The sequence below is a fragment of the Rhizobium sp. B230/85 genome (genome assembly GCF_019355735.1).
In the GTDB taxonomy this organism is placed as follows: domain Bacteria; phylum Pseudomonadota; class Alphaproteobacteria; order Rhizobiales; family Rhizobiaceae; genus Rhizobium; species Rhizobium rhododendri.
In genome coordinates this window covers 363,029-379,011 of record NZ_CP072156.1, presented here as the reverse complement: position 1 = coordinate 379,011, position 15,983 = coordinate 363,029, and the positions used below count along the sequence as shown (strand labels likewise).

General features: G+C 61.7%; 14 protein-coding genes. 7 read left to right on the top strand and 7 right to left on the bottom strand.

What is annotated here, in order from left to right:
• Position 1: 1 nt before the first annotated feature.
• From holA to leuS, 3 genes are read right to left on the bottom strand one after another with little or no spacing between them, the layout of a single operon-like run.
• Positions 2-1,039 carry a DNA polymerase III subunit delta gene (holA, locus tag J5289_RS01785; protein WP_209185428.1) on the bottom strand — a complete coding sequence of 346 codons (1,038 nt, stop codon included), beginning with the start codon at positions 1,037-1,039 and terminating at the stop codon, positions 2-4.
• Between the two features lie 21 nt (positions 1,040-1,060).
• Positions 1,061-1,600, bottom strand: a complete 540-nt coding sequence (locus tag J5289_RS01780; RefSeq protein ID WP_142828733.1) for an LPS assembly lipoprotein LptE — start codon at positions 1,598-1,600, stop codon at positions 1,061-1,063.
• Complete coding sequence (gene leuS / locus J5289_RS01775; protein WP_209187659.1) at positions 1,590-4,220, bottom strand: leucine--tRNA ligase; 2,631 nt, start codon at positions 4,218-4,220, stop codon at positions 1,590-1,592. Before leuS ends, J5289_RS01780 begins: the two co-directional genes overlap by 11 nt.
• 195 nt (positions 4,221-4,415) lie before the next feature.
• On the opposite strand from leuS, the gene J5289_RS01770 reads away from it, so the two are divergent.
• The 5 genes from J5289_RS01770 (at position 4,416) to J5289_RS01750 (ending at position 9,218) form a co-directional block, all read left to right on the top strand.
• Complete coding sequence (locus J5289_RS01770) at positions 4,416-5,075, top strand: YggS family pyridoxal phosphate-dependent enzyme (protein WP_142828737.1); 660 nt, start codon at positions 4,416-4,418, stop codon at positions 5,073-5,075.
• A 174-nt stretch (positions 5,076-5,249) separates the two neighbouring features.
• Positions 5,250-6,065 (top strand): sugar phosphate isomerase/epimerase, encoded by an 816-nt coding sequence (locus tag J5289_RS01765; RefSeq protein WP_111222112.1) that lies wholly within the window; start codon positions 5,250-5,252, stop codon positions 6,063-6,065.
• A gap of 153 nt (positions 6,066-6,218) precedes the next feature.
• A complete protein-coding gene (locus J5289_RS01760; RefSeq protein ID WP_209185425.1) occupies positions 6,219-7,034 on the top strand; it encodes a sugar phosphate isomerase/epimerase in 816 nt (271 codons plus the stop codon).
• 177 nt (positions 7,035-7,211) lie between these two features.
• Positions 7,212-8,324, top strand: a complete 1,113-nt coding sequence (gene leuB / locus J5289_RS01755) for a 3-isopropylmalate dehydrogenase (RefSeq protein ID WP_209185424.1) — start codon at positions 7,212-7,214, stop codon at positions 8,322-8,324.
• An 87-nt stretch (positions 8,325-8,411) separates the two neighbouring features.
• Entirely contained in the window at positions 8,412-9,218 is an 807-nt protein-coding gene (locus J5289_RS01750) for a phosphatase PAP2 family protein (protein WP_209185423.1), read from the top strand.
• Positions 9,219-9,257: 39 nt separating this feature from the next.
• On the opposite strand, the gene J5289_RS01745 is transcribed toward J5289_RS01750, so the two are convergent.
• The 4 genes from J5289_RS01745 to J5289_RS01730 all read right to left on the bottom strand — a co-directional run bounded on the left by J5289_RS01745 (position 9,258) and on the right by J5289_RS01730 (position 13,353).
• Complete coding sequence (locus J5289_RS01745) at positions 9,258-11,144, bottom strand: MFS transporter (protein ID WP_209185422.1); 1,887 nt, start codon at positions 11,142-11,144, stop codon at positions 9,258-9,260.
• Positions 11,145-11,298: 154 nt separating this feature from the next.
• A complete protein-coding gene (locus J5289_RS01740) occupies positions 11,299-11,739 on the bottom strand; it encodes a hypothetical protein (RefSeq protein ID WP_209185421.1) in 441 nt (146 codons plus the stop codon).
• A gap of 877 nt (positions 11,740-12,616) precedes the next feature.
• Complete coding sequence (locus J5289_RS01735) at positions 12,617-13,000, bottom strand: thermonuclease family protein (RefSeq protein WP_257623382.1); 384 nt, start codon at positions 12,998-13,000, stop codon at positions 12,617-12,619.
• Positions 13,001-13,125: 125 nt separating this feature from the next.
• Complete coding sequence (locus J5289_RS01730) at positions 13,126-13,353, bottom strand: DUF1674 domain-containing protein (RefSeq protein WP_209185419.1); 228 nt, start codon at positions 13,351-13,353, stop codon at positions 13,126-13,128.
• Positions 13,354-13,456: 103 nt separating this feature from the next.
• Here J5289_RS01730 and htpX point away from each other — a divergent pair, with 103 nt between their 5' ends.
• Both htpX and J5289_RS01720 read left to right on the top strand, forming a co-directional pair.
• The gene (gene htpX, locus J5289_RS01725; protein ID WP_142824500.1) at positions 13,457-14,440 is read left to right on the top strand and encodes a zinc metalloprotease HtpX; all 984 of its coding nucleotides are present in this window, start codon (positions 13,457-13,459) and stop codon (positions 14,438-14,440) included.
• The gene (locus tag J5289_RS01720) at positions 14,437-15,858 is read left to right on the top strand and encodes an RsmB/NOP family class I SAM-dependent RNA methyltransferase (protein WP_209185417.1); all 1,422 of its coding nucleotides are present in this window, start codon (positions 14,437-14,439) and stop codon (positions 15,856-15,858) included. The genes htpX and J5289_RS01720 overlap by 4 nt, the downstream gene beginning before the upstream one ends.
• The last annotated feature ends 125 nt before the right edge of the window (positions 15,859-15,983 follow it).

Here is a 15,983-nt window from a genome sequence, read left to right as displayed (position 1 = left end):
TTCAAGCCTTGCGGGCAGATTGCAGCGTCGTGGCCAGCAATGTCTGCATCGCGATGCTGTCCTCGAGGCTTTGGCGCTGGCGTGTCTGGAAAATTGCGGCCTGCAGCCTGTTCATTTCGCGTCCGATCGCGTCCGACGTCCAGACGCGCAATGCCTGTTCGATCGTTGGTTTGCGCCGGAAATGCAGATGCCGCCCGTGCGTCTGCAGCACCTGCGCTGCCGGAAGGCGTTTTTCATCCATTTCAGCCCTCATGAAATCCAGCAGCTGAAATTGCCGCAGGCAACCCTGCAGCACGAGAAAAATCGACGTCTTCGAGGCGATTATCTTCTGGGTTGCGTGGAGAAATCCGGCGGAGTCGCCCTTGAGGATGGCATCGACCGCGTCGTCAGCCGAGACTGCGCTGGCATCGCCGATGATGTCGACGACATGCTGTTCGTCGATCGTGCCAAGGCCACGGCAATAGAGGGCGAGCTTGCGGACCTCGTTTCGTGAGGCAATCCGGTCTCCACCAAGCAGTTCCAGCAGCATGTGGCGGGCAGCGGGCGTGATTCGCAGGTTTTCGTGCGCCAGTTCTTGATCGACAAGCGTGTTCAAGGCCCGGGCGTCATCTGCGTAGCAGGGAATAGCCATTATTGTGCGGTTGCCATCGGCAAGCTTGCGCAGAGCCGCGGTCTTTTTCAGATCGCCGGCCTCGACGATCAGGAAGGCCGTGTCGGGTGGATTGGAAGCGATCGCCTGAAGCCCGTCGACGACCGATTTTTCATTTGCCGCGCCGCGTATCCAGACAAGGCGGGCACCGCCGAACAAGCCGATGGCGTTGGTCTCGTCGATCAGACGACCTGGGTCGTTGTGGAGGTCGCCGACATCCAGCTTGACCAGCGAAAACGGGTCAGACAGATCGACCCCCGTCTTTTCGGCGATTTGCTTCGCTCGCTCGGAGACGAGACCCCGGTCAGGGCCATAGATGACAAACAGCCGATGCTTACGGGCGGCCGTCTGCAAAAATCCCTCGAATTCGTGGGATTTTATCTCCGTCATGCGGCCGTCCTTATGGCTGGATCAATTGCTCAATGCAGCCGCGATGTCGGCACCGACGAACTGTGCGACTTCACGCGCCGCACGGTCTTCCGCATCGCGGATGGCGCGCTGTTTGGCAAATTCCTGCGTCGGGAAATCCACCAGCGCCACCATCGAGCGGTTGCCGGCCTTGATGACCTTGCCGTCGCTGATGCGCTTGATGACATAGGAGGCAGTCACGGTCGTGCGGCCGGCCTGCGATGTATCGGACGAGGCAAGGTAGAGAACGCCGCCTGTGCCGGAGCTGACGTTCAGGCTGACCATGTATTGCGGGTTGGCAGGCTCGCCGGCGCCATGGCTGGCGATGAAGATCAGCTGGTTCCTGACCTCCTGGCCAACGCGGCGCTGGGCAGCATCGGCTGCGACGGCATCGGTGAAGCCGACGGTCGCCAACTTAGCCGTCGCACCCGTGCTTTCGGCGTAGAGAGGCCGAACCTGGCAGGAGGACAGCAAGGCCGGGACCGCAATGACGGTGACCGCGCAGGCGATCCTGGCGAGCTTGGACATGAAATCAGACGACAATGTTTACGATCCTCTGTGGAACGACGATGATCTTTTTCGGCGCCTGACCATTCAACGCGCTTTGCACCGCGCCCAAGGCAAGGGCGGCGGCCTCGACGGCACTTTGATCCGCATCGCGGGCGATTGTCAATTCGGCGCGCTTCTTGCCGTTGATCTGTACCGGCATCATCACCTCGTTTTCAACGACGAGAACGGCGTCGAAGTAGGGCCATGGCGACGTCGCCACCATGGTCGGGCATCCGATGGCGGTCGCGCACTCCTCCGACAGGTGCGGCGTGATGGGCGCGACGATGGCGATCAGGATCTCGACGGCATCGCGAACGGCGCTGCAGAAGGTTTCGTCGCCCTCTCCGGCCGCAACCTTTGCCAGCGGCGCTGCAAGGGAGTTGACGAATTCGTAGATACGCGCCACGGCCTTGTTGAAGGCGAGCTTGTCATAATCGGCACCGACAGCTTTCAGCGTTTTATGGGCTATCTGAGATACGGCCAGTCCATCGCCGGAATGAGCCGCCTTTGGCTCGACCGACTTCAGCCGGTCAGCGGCCTCCGACACCAGGCGCCAGACGCGCTGGGTAAAGCGATGGGCGCCCTCGACACCGGCTTCCGACCATATGACGTCGCGGTCCGGCGGCGAGTCCGAGAGTACGAAGAAACGCGCCGTGTCGGCTCCGTATGAGGCGATGATATCATCGGGATCGACGACGTTTTTCTTCGACTTGGACATCTTCTCGATGGCGCCGATCGTCACCTCTTCGCCAGAGGACAACAACAGGGCGCGCCGCTTGCCGTCGATCTCCTCGAAGCGCAGATCCACCGGTGGCACCCACTCGCGCGCTGCCCCCTCGCCGCGGCTGTAGGTCTCGTGGACGACCATGCCTTGTGTAAACAGACCCTTGAAGGGCTCCTTGACGTCGACATGGCCGGTCTTCTGCATGGCACGCGTGAAGAAGCGCGAATAGAGCAGGTGCAGGATCGCGTGCTCGACGCCGCCAATATACTGATCGACCGGCAGCCAATGGTTGGCGGCAGCCTTGTCTGTCGGCTCGTTTTCCCAAGGTGCCGTGAAGCGCGTGAAATACCAGCTGGAATCAACGAAGGTGTCCATGGTGTCGGTTTCGCGCCGGGCATACTTGCCGCACTGTGGACATGCGACATGCCGCCAGGTCGGATGGCGATCCAGCGGGTTGCCAGGCAGATCGAAGGTAACGTCGTCAGGCAGCTTGACCGGCAGGTCTTGTTTCGGCACCGGAACGACACCGCAATCGTCGCAATGGATGACCGGGATGGGGCAACCCCAATAGCGCTGGCGCGAAATGCCCCAGTCGCGGAGGCGGAAATTGACCTTGCGCTCGGCCTGTGGCGCATTGCCGATATTCGTCGTCGACAGACGTTTTGCCACGACGTCGAAAGCTTCGGTCGTGGTCATGCCGTCGAGAAACTGCGAGTTGATCATGACGCCGTCGCCGTCATAGGCAACGTCGCCGACGGTGAAGCTCTTGGCGTCGCCATCTGCCGGCATGACGACCGGGATGGCCGGCAAATCATACTTACGGGCAAAATCGAGGTCGCGCTGATCGCCCGAGGGGCAACCGAAGATGGCGCCCGTGCCATAGTCCATTAACACGAAATTGGCGATGTAGACCGGCAGTTCCCAGCTCGGATCGAGCGGATGCCGGACTCGAATGCCGGTATCCATGCCCTTTTTCTCGGCCGTCTCGAGTGCTGCAACGGAGGTGCCGGCGCGGCGGCACTCTTCGCAGAATGCTTCGACGGCGGCGTCCCGGCTTGCGGCTTCCTTCGCCAGCGGATGGTCGGCAGCGATTGCGAGGAACGAGGCGCCGAACAGGGTATCCGGGCGTGTCGTGTAGACGGCGATCTCCCGCTCTTCCGTTGGCACCTCGCCGGGCACGATCTCCCAGCGGATGGTCAGGCCTTCCGAGCGCCCGATCCAGTTTTTCTGCATCAACCGGACCTTTTCCGGCCAGTGATCCAGCGTGTCGAGCGCGTCCAGCAGGTCTTGGCTGAAGTCGGTGATCTTGAAGAACCATTGCGTCAGCTCGCGCTGTTCGACCAGCGCGCCCGAGCGCCATCCGCGGCCGTCGATCACCTGCTCGTTGGCCAGCACGGTGTTATCGACCGGGTCCCAGTTGACCTTCGACTTCTTGCGGTAGACTAGCTCCTTTTCCATCATGTCGAGGAACAGCATCTGCTGGCGGTGATAGTATTCGACATCGCAGGTGGCGAATTCGCGGCTCCAGTCCAGCGACAGCCCCATGGCCTTCAGCTGCGCCTTCATCGAGGCGATGTTCTGGTAGGTCCACTCCTTCGGATGCACTTTGTTGTCGCGGGCAGCATTTTCGGCCGGCATGCCGAAGGCGTCCCAGCCCATGGGATGCAGAACGTTATAGCCACGCGCACGCTTGTAGCGGGCCACCACGTCGCCCATCGCATAGTTGCGCACGTGGCCCATATGGATACGGCCCGATGGATAGGGGAACATCTCGAGGACGTAGTACTTTTCGCGCGGATCGTTGTTGTCAGTGAGGAAGACGTTGGCGTCATTCCACTTTTGCTGCCAGCGGGGCTCGGAGTCGCGCGGATTATAACGTTCGGTAGCCATGTGACCTGTATTTCCGGATGTAATGGGGAGTTGGCGTGACCTTCATCATGAAACCAACCAAGCGTCAAGTTTGGTGGCCAACAGCATCGTCATCCGGCGTTCGAGAGCGCCGAATTTCAAGGGGTTGCTCTTGGCAAGGGCGGGCGGGCTGTCTACTCAGGACGGGCAATTCCACTCCTATGTCGAGGTCGAGCGATGGAACTTCAAGAGCGATTGGACGATGTGCGCAACAGGATCGCAAAGGCCGAGCAAAAGGCCGGCAGGCCTGAGGGTTCGGCGCAGCTGGTTGTGGTCTCCAAGACCTTCGATGCCGACGTCATCCGTCCTGTTATCGCCGCCGGTCAGCGGCTATTCGGCGAAAACCGGGTGCAGGAAAGCCAGGGCAAGTGGCCGGCGATGAAGGCAGAGACACCCGACATCGAGCTGCATCTGATCGGCCCGCTGCAATCGAACAAGGCGGCCGATGCTGTGGCGCTTTTCGACGTCATCGAGACCGTCGACCGCGAGAAGATTGCCCGTGCGCTGGCCGCCGAAATGAAGCAGCAGGGCAAGTCGACGCGTTTCTACGTGCAGGTCAACACCGGGCTTGAGCCGCAAAAGGCGGGGATCAGTCCTGACGACACCGGCGCCTTCGTGTCCCTCTGCCGCGACGAACTGGGGCTTACGGTCGAGGGGCTGATGTGCATTCCGCCGGCGGATGAAAATCCCGGTCCGCACTTCGCCCTCCTGGCGAAGCTCGCCGCAGCCTGCGGGGTCGAGAAGCTTTCTATGGGCATGTCCGGCGACTACGAGGTCGCCGTCGCCTTCGGTGCCACCAGTGTGCGGGTCGGTTCGGCAATTTTCGGGGCCCGTTAGGTCCGCGTCAAATTTTTCTGCAGGCGTTGATGCACAGCGATTTGCGGCCTTGGCCGCGGATAGCGTATCGAAGCCTGCCCGCAAATTGTAATATGGCTGACAAGAATGAGGATCATGAGAGGGGCCGCGTTGCCAATCATGCGGCAGCGCACATGACTGGAACCGGAGACCTCCATGACCCTTCCCATCCTCGGCGCCGCCATGACGCTGGAAGAACTCGAAATCCACCGACACTGGCTCCTCGAAAAGCAGCGTGACCTCGAATTGCAAAGCTTTGTCGACGCTGAAGTGCTCGGCGGTGACTGGAAGCCGCTCGTCGAGCGCACCAAGACGCTGCTGGATGGCCACACCGGCCGCGTCGGCATACACGGGCCGTTCTGGGGCTTTACGATTGCCTCCAAGGACCCTGGCGTACGTGCCGTGGTCGCAGAGCGCATGCGGCAGGCGCTCGATGTCTCTGCGGCGATCGGCGCAACCCACATGGTTGTCCACAGCCCGTACACGACCTGGAACTACAACAATCTCGACAACAATCCGGGGGCGCGCGAAAGCATTATTGAGTACACCCAAAAGACCATGGGCGATGCCGTCAAGCGGGCCGAGGATATCGGCCTCACCATGGTGATGGAGAACATCGAGGATATCGATCCTGAAATCCGCAACGTGCTGGTCGACAGCTTCGCCTCGCCGGCGGTCGCCGTGTCGATCGATACCGGCCATGCCCATTACGCCCACGGCTCGACGGGCGGTCCTCCGGTCGATTATTACGTCCATGCCGCCGGCAACCGCCTGCAGCATGTCCATCTTCAGGATGCCGATGGTTATGCCGACCGCCACTGGTCGCTCGGCGAAGGCACTATCCGCTGGCATTCCGTCTTTGCCGCCCTTGCCAAGCTTACCAGCAACCCGCGTCTGATCATCGAGATCAAGGACAAGTCGAAGATTCCGGCCTCGGCCGCCTATCTCGAATCGCTCGGTCTGGCCCAGTAAATCCGGCCTGCCCCGTTGCCTTGAAAAAGCCAACCCGCCCCGAAAGCGGGGCGGCCGATTGCCCGCATTGTCAATACGGCCGACGACAGCGTGGTCCATTGTGACCATCCGCAATCTGATCGTTCGCGCCACGGATTCAAACAGGAGACTTCCATGACCCTTCCCGTTCTCGGTGCCGCCCTCTCGCTGGACGACCTCGAAATCCACCGCGACTGGATGCTCGACAAGCAGCGCGACCTCGAACTGCAAAATTTCGTCGACGCCAGGGTGCTCGGCGGCGACTGGAGGCCGCTGGTCGAGCGCGCCAAGCGGCTGCTCGACGGCCATACAGGCCGGGTCGGCATCCACGGGCCGTTCTTCGGCTTCACCATCTCGTCGCAAGACGAGGAGATCCGTGCCGTGGTTGCCAAACGGCTGAGCCAGGCGCTCGATGTGGCGACTGCGCTCAGTGCGACCCATATGGTCATTCACAGCCCCTACACCGCCTGGCACCACAATAATTTCCCTCACTTCCCAGGCGAGCGGGAGCGGATGACCGAATATGCCCATCTGACGATGGCCGCCGCCGTCAAGCGGGCCGAAGACATCGGACTGACATTCGTTATCGAGAATTGCGACGACATCGATCCGCAGACCCGTGTCGCCCTTGCCGAAAGCTTCAATTCGCCAGCCGTCGCCGTGTCCATCGACACTGGCCATGCCGAGTGTGCGCATGGGAGCTACGGTGCACCGCCGGTCGACTATTTCATCCACGCGGCCGGCAACCAGCTGAAGCATGTGCATCTGCAGGACGTCGATGGCTATGCCGACCGCCATTGGGGTCTCGGCGAGGGCATCATCCGCTGGCATTCGGTGTTTGCGGCGCTCGCCAAGCTGACCAGCAACCCGCGCCTGATCATCGAGTTGCGCGACAAGACGAATATCCGCGCTTCTGCGACGCATCTCGAGCAACTCGGTCTCGCCCAGTAAAAATACCCTGCCGCTGCGACCCAGGCGGAAATGCCGCCGGTCGCAGCGTTGTTGCGAAACATGACGAGATGCCGAAACGGTGGCATGAAGCGTACCGTTTCGGCCCCTACCTCGCTTGAAAAGCGGGGTCTGCGGGTCTAAGAACCCGCAACCGATTGTCAAAGCAGAGGGCTTTTCATGACAGTGCGCAATCTCTTCCTGCTGCCGGGTGACGGCATCGGACCGGAAGCCATGGCCGAGGTCCGCAAGATCATTGCCTATCTCAACGAGGCCCACCAGGCCGGTTTCGTCACCGAGGAAGGCCTCGTCGGCGGCTGTGCCTACGATGCGCATGGCGTGGCGATCTCCGAAGGCGACATGGCCAAGGCGATGGCGGCCGATGCCGTGCTATTCGGCGCGGTCGGCGGTCCGAAGTGGGACGACGTTCCCTATGAAGCGCGTCCCGAGGCCGGCCTGCTGCGGCTGCGCAAAGACCTGCAGCTGTTCGCCAACCTGCGCCCGGCGATCTGCTATCCGGCACTCTCCTCCGCCTCGTCGCTGAAGCCGGAGCTGGTCGAAGGCCTCGACATCCTGATCATCCGCGAACTGACCGGTGGCGTCTATTTCGGCGAGCCCAAGGAGATCATCGATCTCGGCAACGGCCAGAAGCGCGGTATCGATACGCAGATCTACGATACCTACGAGATCGAGCGTATTGCCGGCGTTGCCTTCGAGATGGCCCGTACCCGCAACAATCGCGTCTGCTCGATGGAAAAGCGCAACGTCATGAAGTCCGGCGTGCTGTGGAACCAGGTTGTGACGGCGACCCACAAGGAAAAATATTCCGACGTCAAGCTCGAGCATATGCTCGCCGATGCCGGCGGCATGCAGCTGGTCCGGGCGCCGAAACAGTTCGATGTCATCGTCACCGACAACCTGTTCGGCGACATGCTGTCCGACGTGGCCGCCATGCTGACCGGCTCGCTTGGCATGCTGCCGTCTGCGTCGCTCGGTGCGCCCGATGGCAAGACCGGCAAGCGCAAGGCACTCTATGAGCCGGTCCACGGTTCGGCGCCCGATATCGCTGGCAAGGGCGTTGCCAACCCGATCGCCATGATCGCGTCCTTCGCCATGTGCATGCGCTACTCGTTTGCGATGATTTCCGAGGCCGATGCGCTTGAGAAATCGATCGCCAACGTGCTTGAGCGCGGCATCCGTACCGGCGACATCGTCTCGGACGGCATGACCCCGGTCGGCACTGTCGAGATGGGCGATGCGATCCTTGCCGAGTTCAAGACGCTGAGTGCCTGATTTCACGTGAAACATTTTTGCCGCGTCCGGTAATTCCGGGCGCGGCGATCGCCTTGATCTGCCCTCCGGCATGCCTATGTCTGGTCGATGCAACACGACACCGAGAATGCCCCTTCCCTGCCTGACAAAACCCGTCGCGGAGTGTGGCGTCTGCTGGCGACTCGCTATGCTGCCCGTCGCGCGCAGCATCGCTCCCTCCCCTGGCTCGGCTATACGCTCAGCGTCATCAATATCGTCGCCCTTGCCTTCTTTGTGCTCGATGCGCCGCTCGGCAAGACGGCACGGGATCTGCCGGCGGCACTGGTGGCCTTTGCCGGCGACATCACCAATGTCGGGCAGATGTTGCGGATGCTCGGCGCCATCGTCGTCATTTTCGTCGTTGGCGTGCTTCTGGCGCGGCGGCTGGCGGACCTCCGGCGCCGGTACCGCGTTGCCTATTTCTCGCGGATGGCAGCCTATCTCCTGATCTCGGTACTCTCGGCAAGCGCGGTGGTGCACGTGCTGAAGACTGTGATCGGCCGGGCGAGGCCGCTGATCTACGACCAGTATGGCATTCTCGGCTTCAAGCCGTTCGACGGTCATTTCCTGTTCCAAAGCTTCCCTTCCGCCCACTCCACCCAGATCGGTGCGTTCTGCGTTGCCCTCGCCCTTTTGTTTCCACGGTTCAGGCTGGTCTTTGTGGGGGTTGCGCTGTGGATCGGGGCGACGCGGGTCATTCTCGGCGTGCACTATCCGAGCGACGTGGCGGCGGGGCTGGCCTTGGGCGCCTGGTTCGCCTTTGCGACGGCGGTGATGTTTTCTCGCTTCGGCCTGCTGTTCGCGCTTTCGCCGAACGGCTTTCCGGTGCCGCGTGTGCGGCGCTTGATGCGGCGTCGGCCGCTTGCCGACGGATAGCGGCCGACGCCACCGACGCCGGCCGGATTGCGATCCGGTTCAATCCATCGTGTTGATATCGCGGTCCTTGGTTTCCGGCAGGAAGATTATGCCGATGACCAGCGTGATCCCGGCAAAGACGATCGGGTACCAGAGGCCATAGTAGATATCGCCCTTGGCCGCACTCATCGCGAAGGCCATGGCCGGCAGCAGGCCGCCGAACCAGCCGTTGCCGATGTGATAGGGCAGCGACATACCGGTGTAGCGGATGCGGGTCGGGAAAAGCTCAACCAGCAGGGCGGCTATCGGGCCGTAGACCATGGTGACATAGATCACCAGCACCGTCAGGACGAGGATAGTTCCGAGCCAGTTAACCGCTGCGGGGTCGGCGACCATGGCGAAGGCGCCTGCCTTGGCGATGGTGTAGACCGGCATCTCGGTCACGCCGGCGGCCTCTTCCTTGGTGAGCATCTTGTCGGCCACCAGCTTGTCCGCCGGCACGACCGTCTTGTCGCCCGCACGTACTGCTGCAGCATCGATGCCGACCTCCGGGTTGGCGGCGATGAAAGCGTCGAGCTTGCTGTCCGGTACTTTTGCCGCGCCACGGACGAGAGGATAGCCGCCATCGTGCAGGGCGGTGTTGATGCCTTTCTCGAATGCCGCATTCAGGCCCTTGGCCTTGTCGCCGGCGGTAACGACATCATAGCTAGGCACTGTCTGGCTGCCGATCGTCACGGTTGCTGGCGTGCCCGGAGGGGCTGCGACGACATCGTAGGGCACGGAGTTCTTGGTGAGGAACGCCGTTGCCACATCGCAGGAACTGGTGAACTTCGCCACGCCGGTCGGGTTGAACTGGAAGCGGCAATCGGCCGGGTCGGCGGTAACGGTTGCCCGTACGGTCGACTGGGCTTGTGCAAGCGCCGGGTTGGCCGTCCAGGTCATTGCCTTGAACAGCGGGAAATAGGTCAGCATCGCCAGCAGTAGCCCGGCCATGATGATCGGCTTGCGGCCGATGCGATCCGACAGCCAGCCGAACAGCAGGAAGAAGCCCGTGCCGATGAACAGCGCCACTGCGACCATGATATTGGCAGCTTGGAACTCGACCTTGAGTACATTCTGCAGGAAGAACAGCGCGTAGAACTGGCCGCAATACCAGACGACAGCCTGCCCCATGGTTGCGCCGAACAGCGCGATCAAGGCGATCCTGGCGTTTTTCCAGGTGCCGAAAGCCTCCGTCAATGGCGCCTTGGAGCCCTTCCCTTCGGCCTTCATCTTCTGGAAGGCCGGCGATTCGTTCATTTTGAGGCGGATCCAGACGGATACGCCGAGCAGCACGAAGGAGACCAGGAACGGCACGCGCCATCCCCAGGCGGCAAAGGCTTCCTTGCCGAGGAAGGCCTGGACGGACAGGATTACGATCAGCGACAGGAACAGGCCGAGCGTTGCGGTCGTCTGGATCCAGGCGGTGTAGAAGCCGCGACGTCCGGGCGGAGCATGTTCGGCAACATAGGTAGCAGCGCCGCCATATTCGCCGCCGAGCGCCAGGCCCTGCAGCAGGCGGAGCGCAATCAGGATGATCGGTGCCAGAATTCCGATCGAGGCCGCCCCGGGCAAGAGGCCGACCAAGAAGGTCGACAGGCCCATGATCAGGATGGTGATGAGGAAGGTATATTTGCGGCCGACGAGATCGCCGAGCCGGCCGAACACCAGCGCGCCGAAGGGGCGCACCAGGAAGCCGGCGGCAAAGGCCAGCAGTGCGAAGATGTTGCGGGTTGTTTCCGGATACTGGCCGAAGAAGCTCGCGCCAATATAGACGACAAGAGAGCCGTAGAGGTAGAAGTCGTACCATTCGAACACGGTGCCAAGCGACGAGGCGAAGATAACCTTCCGTTCCTCGGCAGTCATGGCGGCCGCCTTCGGCCGACCGGTCATTGCGACGTTAGCCATAAATTCTTTCCTCCCACGGGATGCTGACTGTCATGCACGCCTCCCGGATCTCGGGACGTCCTCCAACACGACGCGCATCTTTAGAGTGTGCCAGAAAAAACTCCGTAGTGAAACACGCCATTGCAGCCTGCCGTTGCCGCCTGTGTCGGCGATGTTACAGATCGTTGTCGCCATCTTCGGACAGATCGCCCTCGTCGCAATCCCGCCTCATGGAGTAGCGCAGGACTTTTGAGAGTTGCGGCCAAGTCATCTCGGGCAAGTTCTTGAGCCTTGGCGTCCACCAGTCGCGCCACTCTTCGAATATCTGCAGAAGGTCCTTGTCGGCAGCTGAAAGACAGGCGGGGAGAACGGTGCAGGCGCTGCTGGGCAGGCCAAGTCTGTGGAGTTCGTTCAGTCTGTCGAGGAGGACGGCTGACGTTCGCATCGGCCCGCTGCAAACGCGGTCCCGGTGGCATTTCCTGAGGCGGCAAAGGTGGACGACGCAGGGGGAGGCCCGATTGCAGAAATAGGATGCAGCACTGCGGCTGAGCAACTCGTGCCTGACGGCGCGTTGCTGGAGAAAGACGGCACGGTGGTCTATGGTGGGCGTCGACATGCAGATCTCCATGTTTTGGTGTTCCCGTATTCCCATCCGGCGTCCGTCGCGCACACGCCTCCCCGTTCACGCGGCCTGTTCGGTCCGTGTCATGAAATTCTGATGGCCGGGGCACATCGTGTGCCTGATGATTTTTTAGTGAAGTGACACGCGATGTGCCCCGTTCGACAGTTTTTATCCGCAACTCCGGATCCTCTGTTTCCGACCCGGTCCCTTTGAGGGGAAAAGCTGCCGGAGTTATGCCACACAGGCACGCCGAGCCTAGGGGCCCGAAGGGATCCACTTTCTGCGGACCCTTGAAGACGTGCCTGCGTAGACAGCAACCCCTCCAAGACCCGACCCCACCTCGCCGGCAACGCAGACCGGTGTATCCAATGGCGGAACGGGGTAATTATAGATCGGGATGAAAGGACGGGGATGAAATTATGATGCCGGCATTGTTTCCAAACGGAAATCCCAACGGTTTATCCCCATGAGGTGCTGCGCGCAGGGGCGATGGAGTAAAGCGAGAGGAGAGAGTGCTAGAGAGGAGAGAGTGTGTGTGTGTGGTCAGAAAGATCACAAAACCAAAAAAGCCACCCCGACGTCCCTCATTCCTGTGCCTGTCACAGGAATCCAGCCGCCCAAGTCTTTGGGCGATAAACACTTCTCTACCAACAGAGAGTCCTCCCACGTCGCAGACGCGCCGTGACTGGATTCCTGTGACGGGCACAGGAATGAGGGTTTGGGGGGCATCCCAGGCGAGTTGGACCTTAAAATACGTGGCAGCAATTGATCCATCTTCACGGAGTTGGACACCTCGAAAGACTTGAGTTTTCAATATCCTGCTCAGCGTGCCATCAGGCGTGGGTGGACTGAAAGACTTGCCGCCTGGAGTCTACTGCTGGCATCGCTCGGTGGGTTTGTGGCCGCCGTGGTAGGGGATGGCGTGGCCGGATGAGAGAAGCGTGTCGGCCGGGTTGCGCCCGTCGGCGGTGGTGACGTCGGCGAGGATGCGGCCGAAATATTTGTCGCCGGAAATTCGCGTCAGTTGGATCTCGCCTGTGGCCGGCAATATTTCCTCCAGCGCAGCCTGCGCCCGCTCAGCCTCCTCGCGCACCGAAGCGCATGTCGAATGCAGTTCCGGCGCATCGATGCCGCGCAGCCTGACATAGACCTCGATCGTCTGCTGCGGCCAGGGCGATGCATCGACCAGAATTGTGTCGCCATCGATGACCTGCAGGATCTCGGCGGAGACGGGACCGGCAATTGTCTCATGCACCGTGTTGGCCGTCGCGCTAGAGGGTAGCGAGAGGGTGAGACAGACCAACAGAGTCAAACAGGATCGAACCATGATTGAGGAATTATTTCCTGAATCATGGGGAAGTCAATAGGAATATTTACCGATTAGAAGTCTATGGCCCGGCCATTGATCTCCCAGTCGCCGAACCGGGAGGGCTCTGCGCCGCCGCGACCGCCGATTTCGGGCGGAAGTTCGGTCTGCGCCTGCAGCCGGCGACGTTCTTCTGCTTCGGCGAGGGCGCGCTTGGCTGCCGGAGAGAGCGGCTTGCGCGGTGTAGCGACTTCGTCGGAAGTCTCGACGGTTTCGCTGTTGTCGTTATCGGCTGCCTGCATGAGGCTCTCCAGCAAATATTGAATTGGGCGGGCGAATAGCCAGATTATAGGGCGTCGCTGCCGGAATGAAAAGCGCGACACGGGTCAATTGGCGGAGACGACGATGAACATGATGCGAACGGCGATGCTTCTGGCCTTCATGACGGCGCTGTTCATGGGCGTCGGCTTTCTGATCGGCGGTCGGTCGGGCATGATGGTCGCCTTCGTCGTTGCGGCCGGCATGAATTTCTTTTCCTACTGGAATTCAGGCAACATGGTGCTGTCGACCTATAATGCCCAGGCTGTCGACGAGCGCAGCGCGCCGGAGTTTTTCGGCATGATCCGCGATCTCGCCGCCAATGCCGGCCTGCCCATGCCGCGCGTCTATCTCTACGACAGCCCGCAGCCGAATGCCTTCGCCACCGGCCGCAATCCCGAGAATGCCGCCGTCGCCGCCTCTACCGGCCTGCTGAACGCGCTCACGCCGCAAGAAGTGGCCGGCGTCATGGCGCATGAACTGGCGCACGTCCAGAACCGCGATACGCTGACCATGACGATAACAGCGACGCTCGCCGGCGCCATCTCGATGCTCGGCAATTTCGCTTTCTTTTTCGGCGGCCGGCGCGACAGCAATAGTCCGCTCGGTGGTATCGGTGCCCTTGTCGCCATGATCGTCGCGCCGCTGGCGGCCATGCTGGTGCAAATGGCAATCAGCCGGACGCGCGAATATGCCGCAGACCGGCGCGGCGCGGAAATCTGCGGCAATCCCCTGTGGCTTGCCTCGGCGCTTGGCAAGATCGCCGGTGCTGCGGCCCATGTTCCCAACGAGGATGCCGAGCGTCATCCGGCAACGGCACATATGTTCATCATCAACCCGCTCTCCGGGCGGCCGATGGACAATCTGTTTTCTACCCATCCGAACACCGAAAGCCGCATTGCCGCGCTGCAGGCGATGTCCATGGATATGCCCTCCAATGGCAATCCACTGCATGGGCACGGCTCGACGCAGCCGGTCCGGCCTGCTAATGCGGTGCGCAAATCGCGCTCGGTGCCGGATACGGGGTCCAGTCGCGGTGGTCCACAACCACCCAAAGGACCCTGGTCTTGACGTCAGACGACAGTAAATCCGCTGGCCGCCGGCCTCCCCGCCCGCAAGCCAACACCAATGAAGGCGAACGTCGTACTCGCCGGCCTGCCGATAGCGGTCCGGTGAAACCGGGTCTTGCAGCACGGGCTGCAGCCTCGAAGATTCTCGCTGCCGTCGTCGATCGCAAGACACCGCTCGACGGCATGCTCGATGGCGACCACGGTAATCCGGCCTATCGCGTGCTCGAGGATAATGACCGCGCCCTGGTGCGCGCCATCCTGAACTCGGCTCTTCGCCACCTGCCGCGCATCGAGGCCGCCATCGCGTCGCTGATCGACGCGCCTCTGCCGGAGGGGGCCCGCGCCCTGCATCACGTGCTGGTCGTCGCTGCCGCGCAGATGCTCTATCTCGATATTCCCGATCATTCCGCCGTGGACCTTGCGGTCGAGCAGGCGAACCAGGACCCGCGCAACCGCCGCTTTGCCAAGCTGGTCAATGCCGTGCTCAGGCGCACGGGGCGCGAGAAAGACGATATTCTCGCCCGCACGGCATCGATACCGGCCATGCCCGCCTGGTTTCTGTCGCGGCTGGAGCAGGCCTACGGCCGCGCTGAGGCGCTGGCGATTTCGGACACGCAGTTGCAACCGGCTGCGATCGACCTGACGGTCAAATCCGACCCGGAGGGATGGGCCGAGCGGCTGAACGGCATGGTTCTTCCGACCGGCAGCGTCCGGCTCGCCGCTTTCGACGGGACTATTCCGGGTCTTGAAGGCTTTGCCGATGGCGAATGGTGGGTTCAGGACGCGGCAGCCAGCATTCCGGCAAAGCTGTTTGGCTCGCTTGCCGGCAAGCGCGTCGTCGATCTCTGCGCCGCACCGGGTGGCAAGACGGCGCAGCTGGTCATGGCTGGCGGCAAGGTCACGGCGCTCGACCAGTCGGAGAGCCGGCTGCGGCGCCTGTCGGCAAACCTTGCCCGCCTCGGCCTCGAAGCGGAAACGCTGGTCGCCGACATGGCGAAATTTGCGCCCGACGATCTTTTCGATGCGGCACTTCTCGACGCGCCGTGTTCCTCGACCGGCACCACGCGCCGTCATCCGGACGTACTTTGGACCAAGGGCCGGGACGATATCGCCAAACTGGCAGCGCTTCAGGAGCGCCTGCTGCGCCATGCGCTGACCCTGGTGAAACCCGGTGGCACGGTGGTGTTTTCCAATTGCTCGCTCGATCCGTCCGAAGGCGAGGACATTATCGCCCGCATTCTCGCCGATAGCCCGGATGTCGAGCGCATCGCCATCCAGCCTGCGGATTGGCCCGGCCTGGAGACAGCGATTTCACCCGATGGCGATTTCCGCACGACACCGGCGATGCTGGCCCTGCCTGAGGGCTTTCTTCCGGGACTGGATGGATTTTTCGCCAGCGTTCTTCGCCGCCGCAGCTGATGGCCATGCGGGTTTTGCGCCCTATCTGCTTCAATCTGGATCATTACCCGGATAGCAAGGGCGCCTGCTAACGCTCTCTTAACGCTGGAGGCGGACAATCGTTATCTATAATTTAGAGGTTTTGG

Coding starts and splice junctions, on each gene's coding strand:
- holA (WP_209185428.1), bottom strand. CDS start 1,039: ATGACGGAGATAAAATCCCACGAATTCGAGGGATTTTTGCAGACGGCC.
- leuS (WP_209187659.1), bottom strand. CDS start 4,220: ATGGCTACCGAACGTTATAATCCGCGCGACTCCGAGCCCCGCTGGCAG.
- J5289_RS01770 (WP_142828737.1), top strand. CDS start 4,416: ATGGAACTTCAAGAGCGATTGGACGATGTGCGCAACAGGATCGCAAAG.
- J5289_RS01765 (WP_111222112.1), top strand. CDS start 5,250: ATGACCCTTCCCATCCTCGGCGCCGCCATGACGCTGGAAGAACTCGAA.
- J5289_RS01760 (WP_209185425.1), top strand. CDS start 6,219: ATGACCCTTCCCGTTCTCGGTGCCGCCCTCTCGCTGGACGACCTCGAA.
- leuB (WP_209185424.1), top strand. CDS start 7,212: ATGACAGTGCGCAATCTCTTCCTGCTGCCGGGTGACGGCATCGGACCG.
- J5289_RS01750 (WP_209185423.1), top strand. CDS start 8,412: ATGCAACACGACACCGAGAATGCCCCTTCCCTGCCTGACAAAACCCGT.
- J5289_RS01745 (WP_209185422.1), bottom strand. CDS start 11,144: ATGGCTAACGTCGCAATGACCGGTCGGCCGAAGGCGGCCGCCATGACT.
- J5289_RS01740 (WP_209185421.1), bottom strand. CDS start 11,739: ATGTCGACGCCCACCATAGACCACCGTGCCGTCTTTCTCCAGCAACGC.
- J5289_RS01730 (WP_209185419.1), bottom strand. CDS start 13,353: ATGCAGGCAGCCGATAACGACAACAGCGAAACCGTCGAGACTTCCGAC.
- htpX (WP_142824500.1), top strand. CDS start 13,457: ATGAACATGATGCGAACGGCGATGCTTCTGGCCTTCATGACGGCGCTG.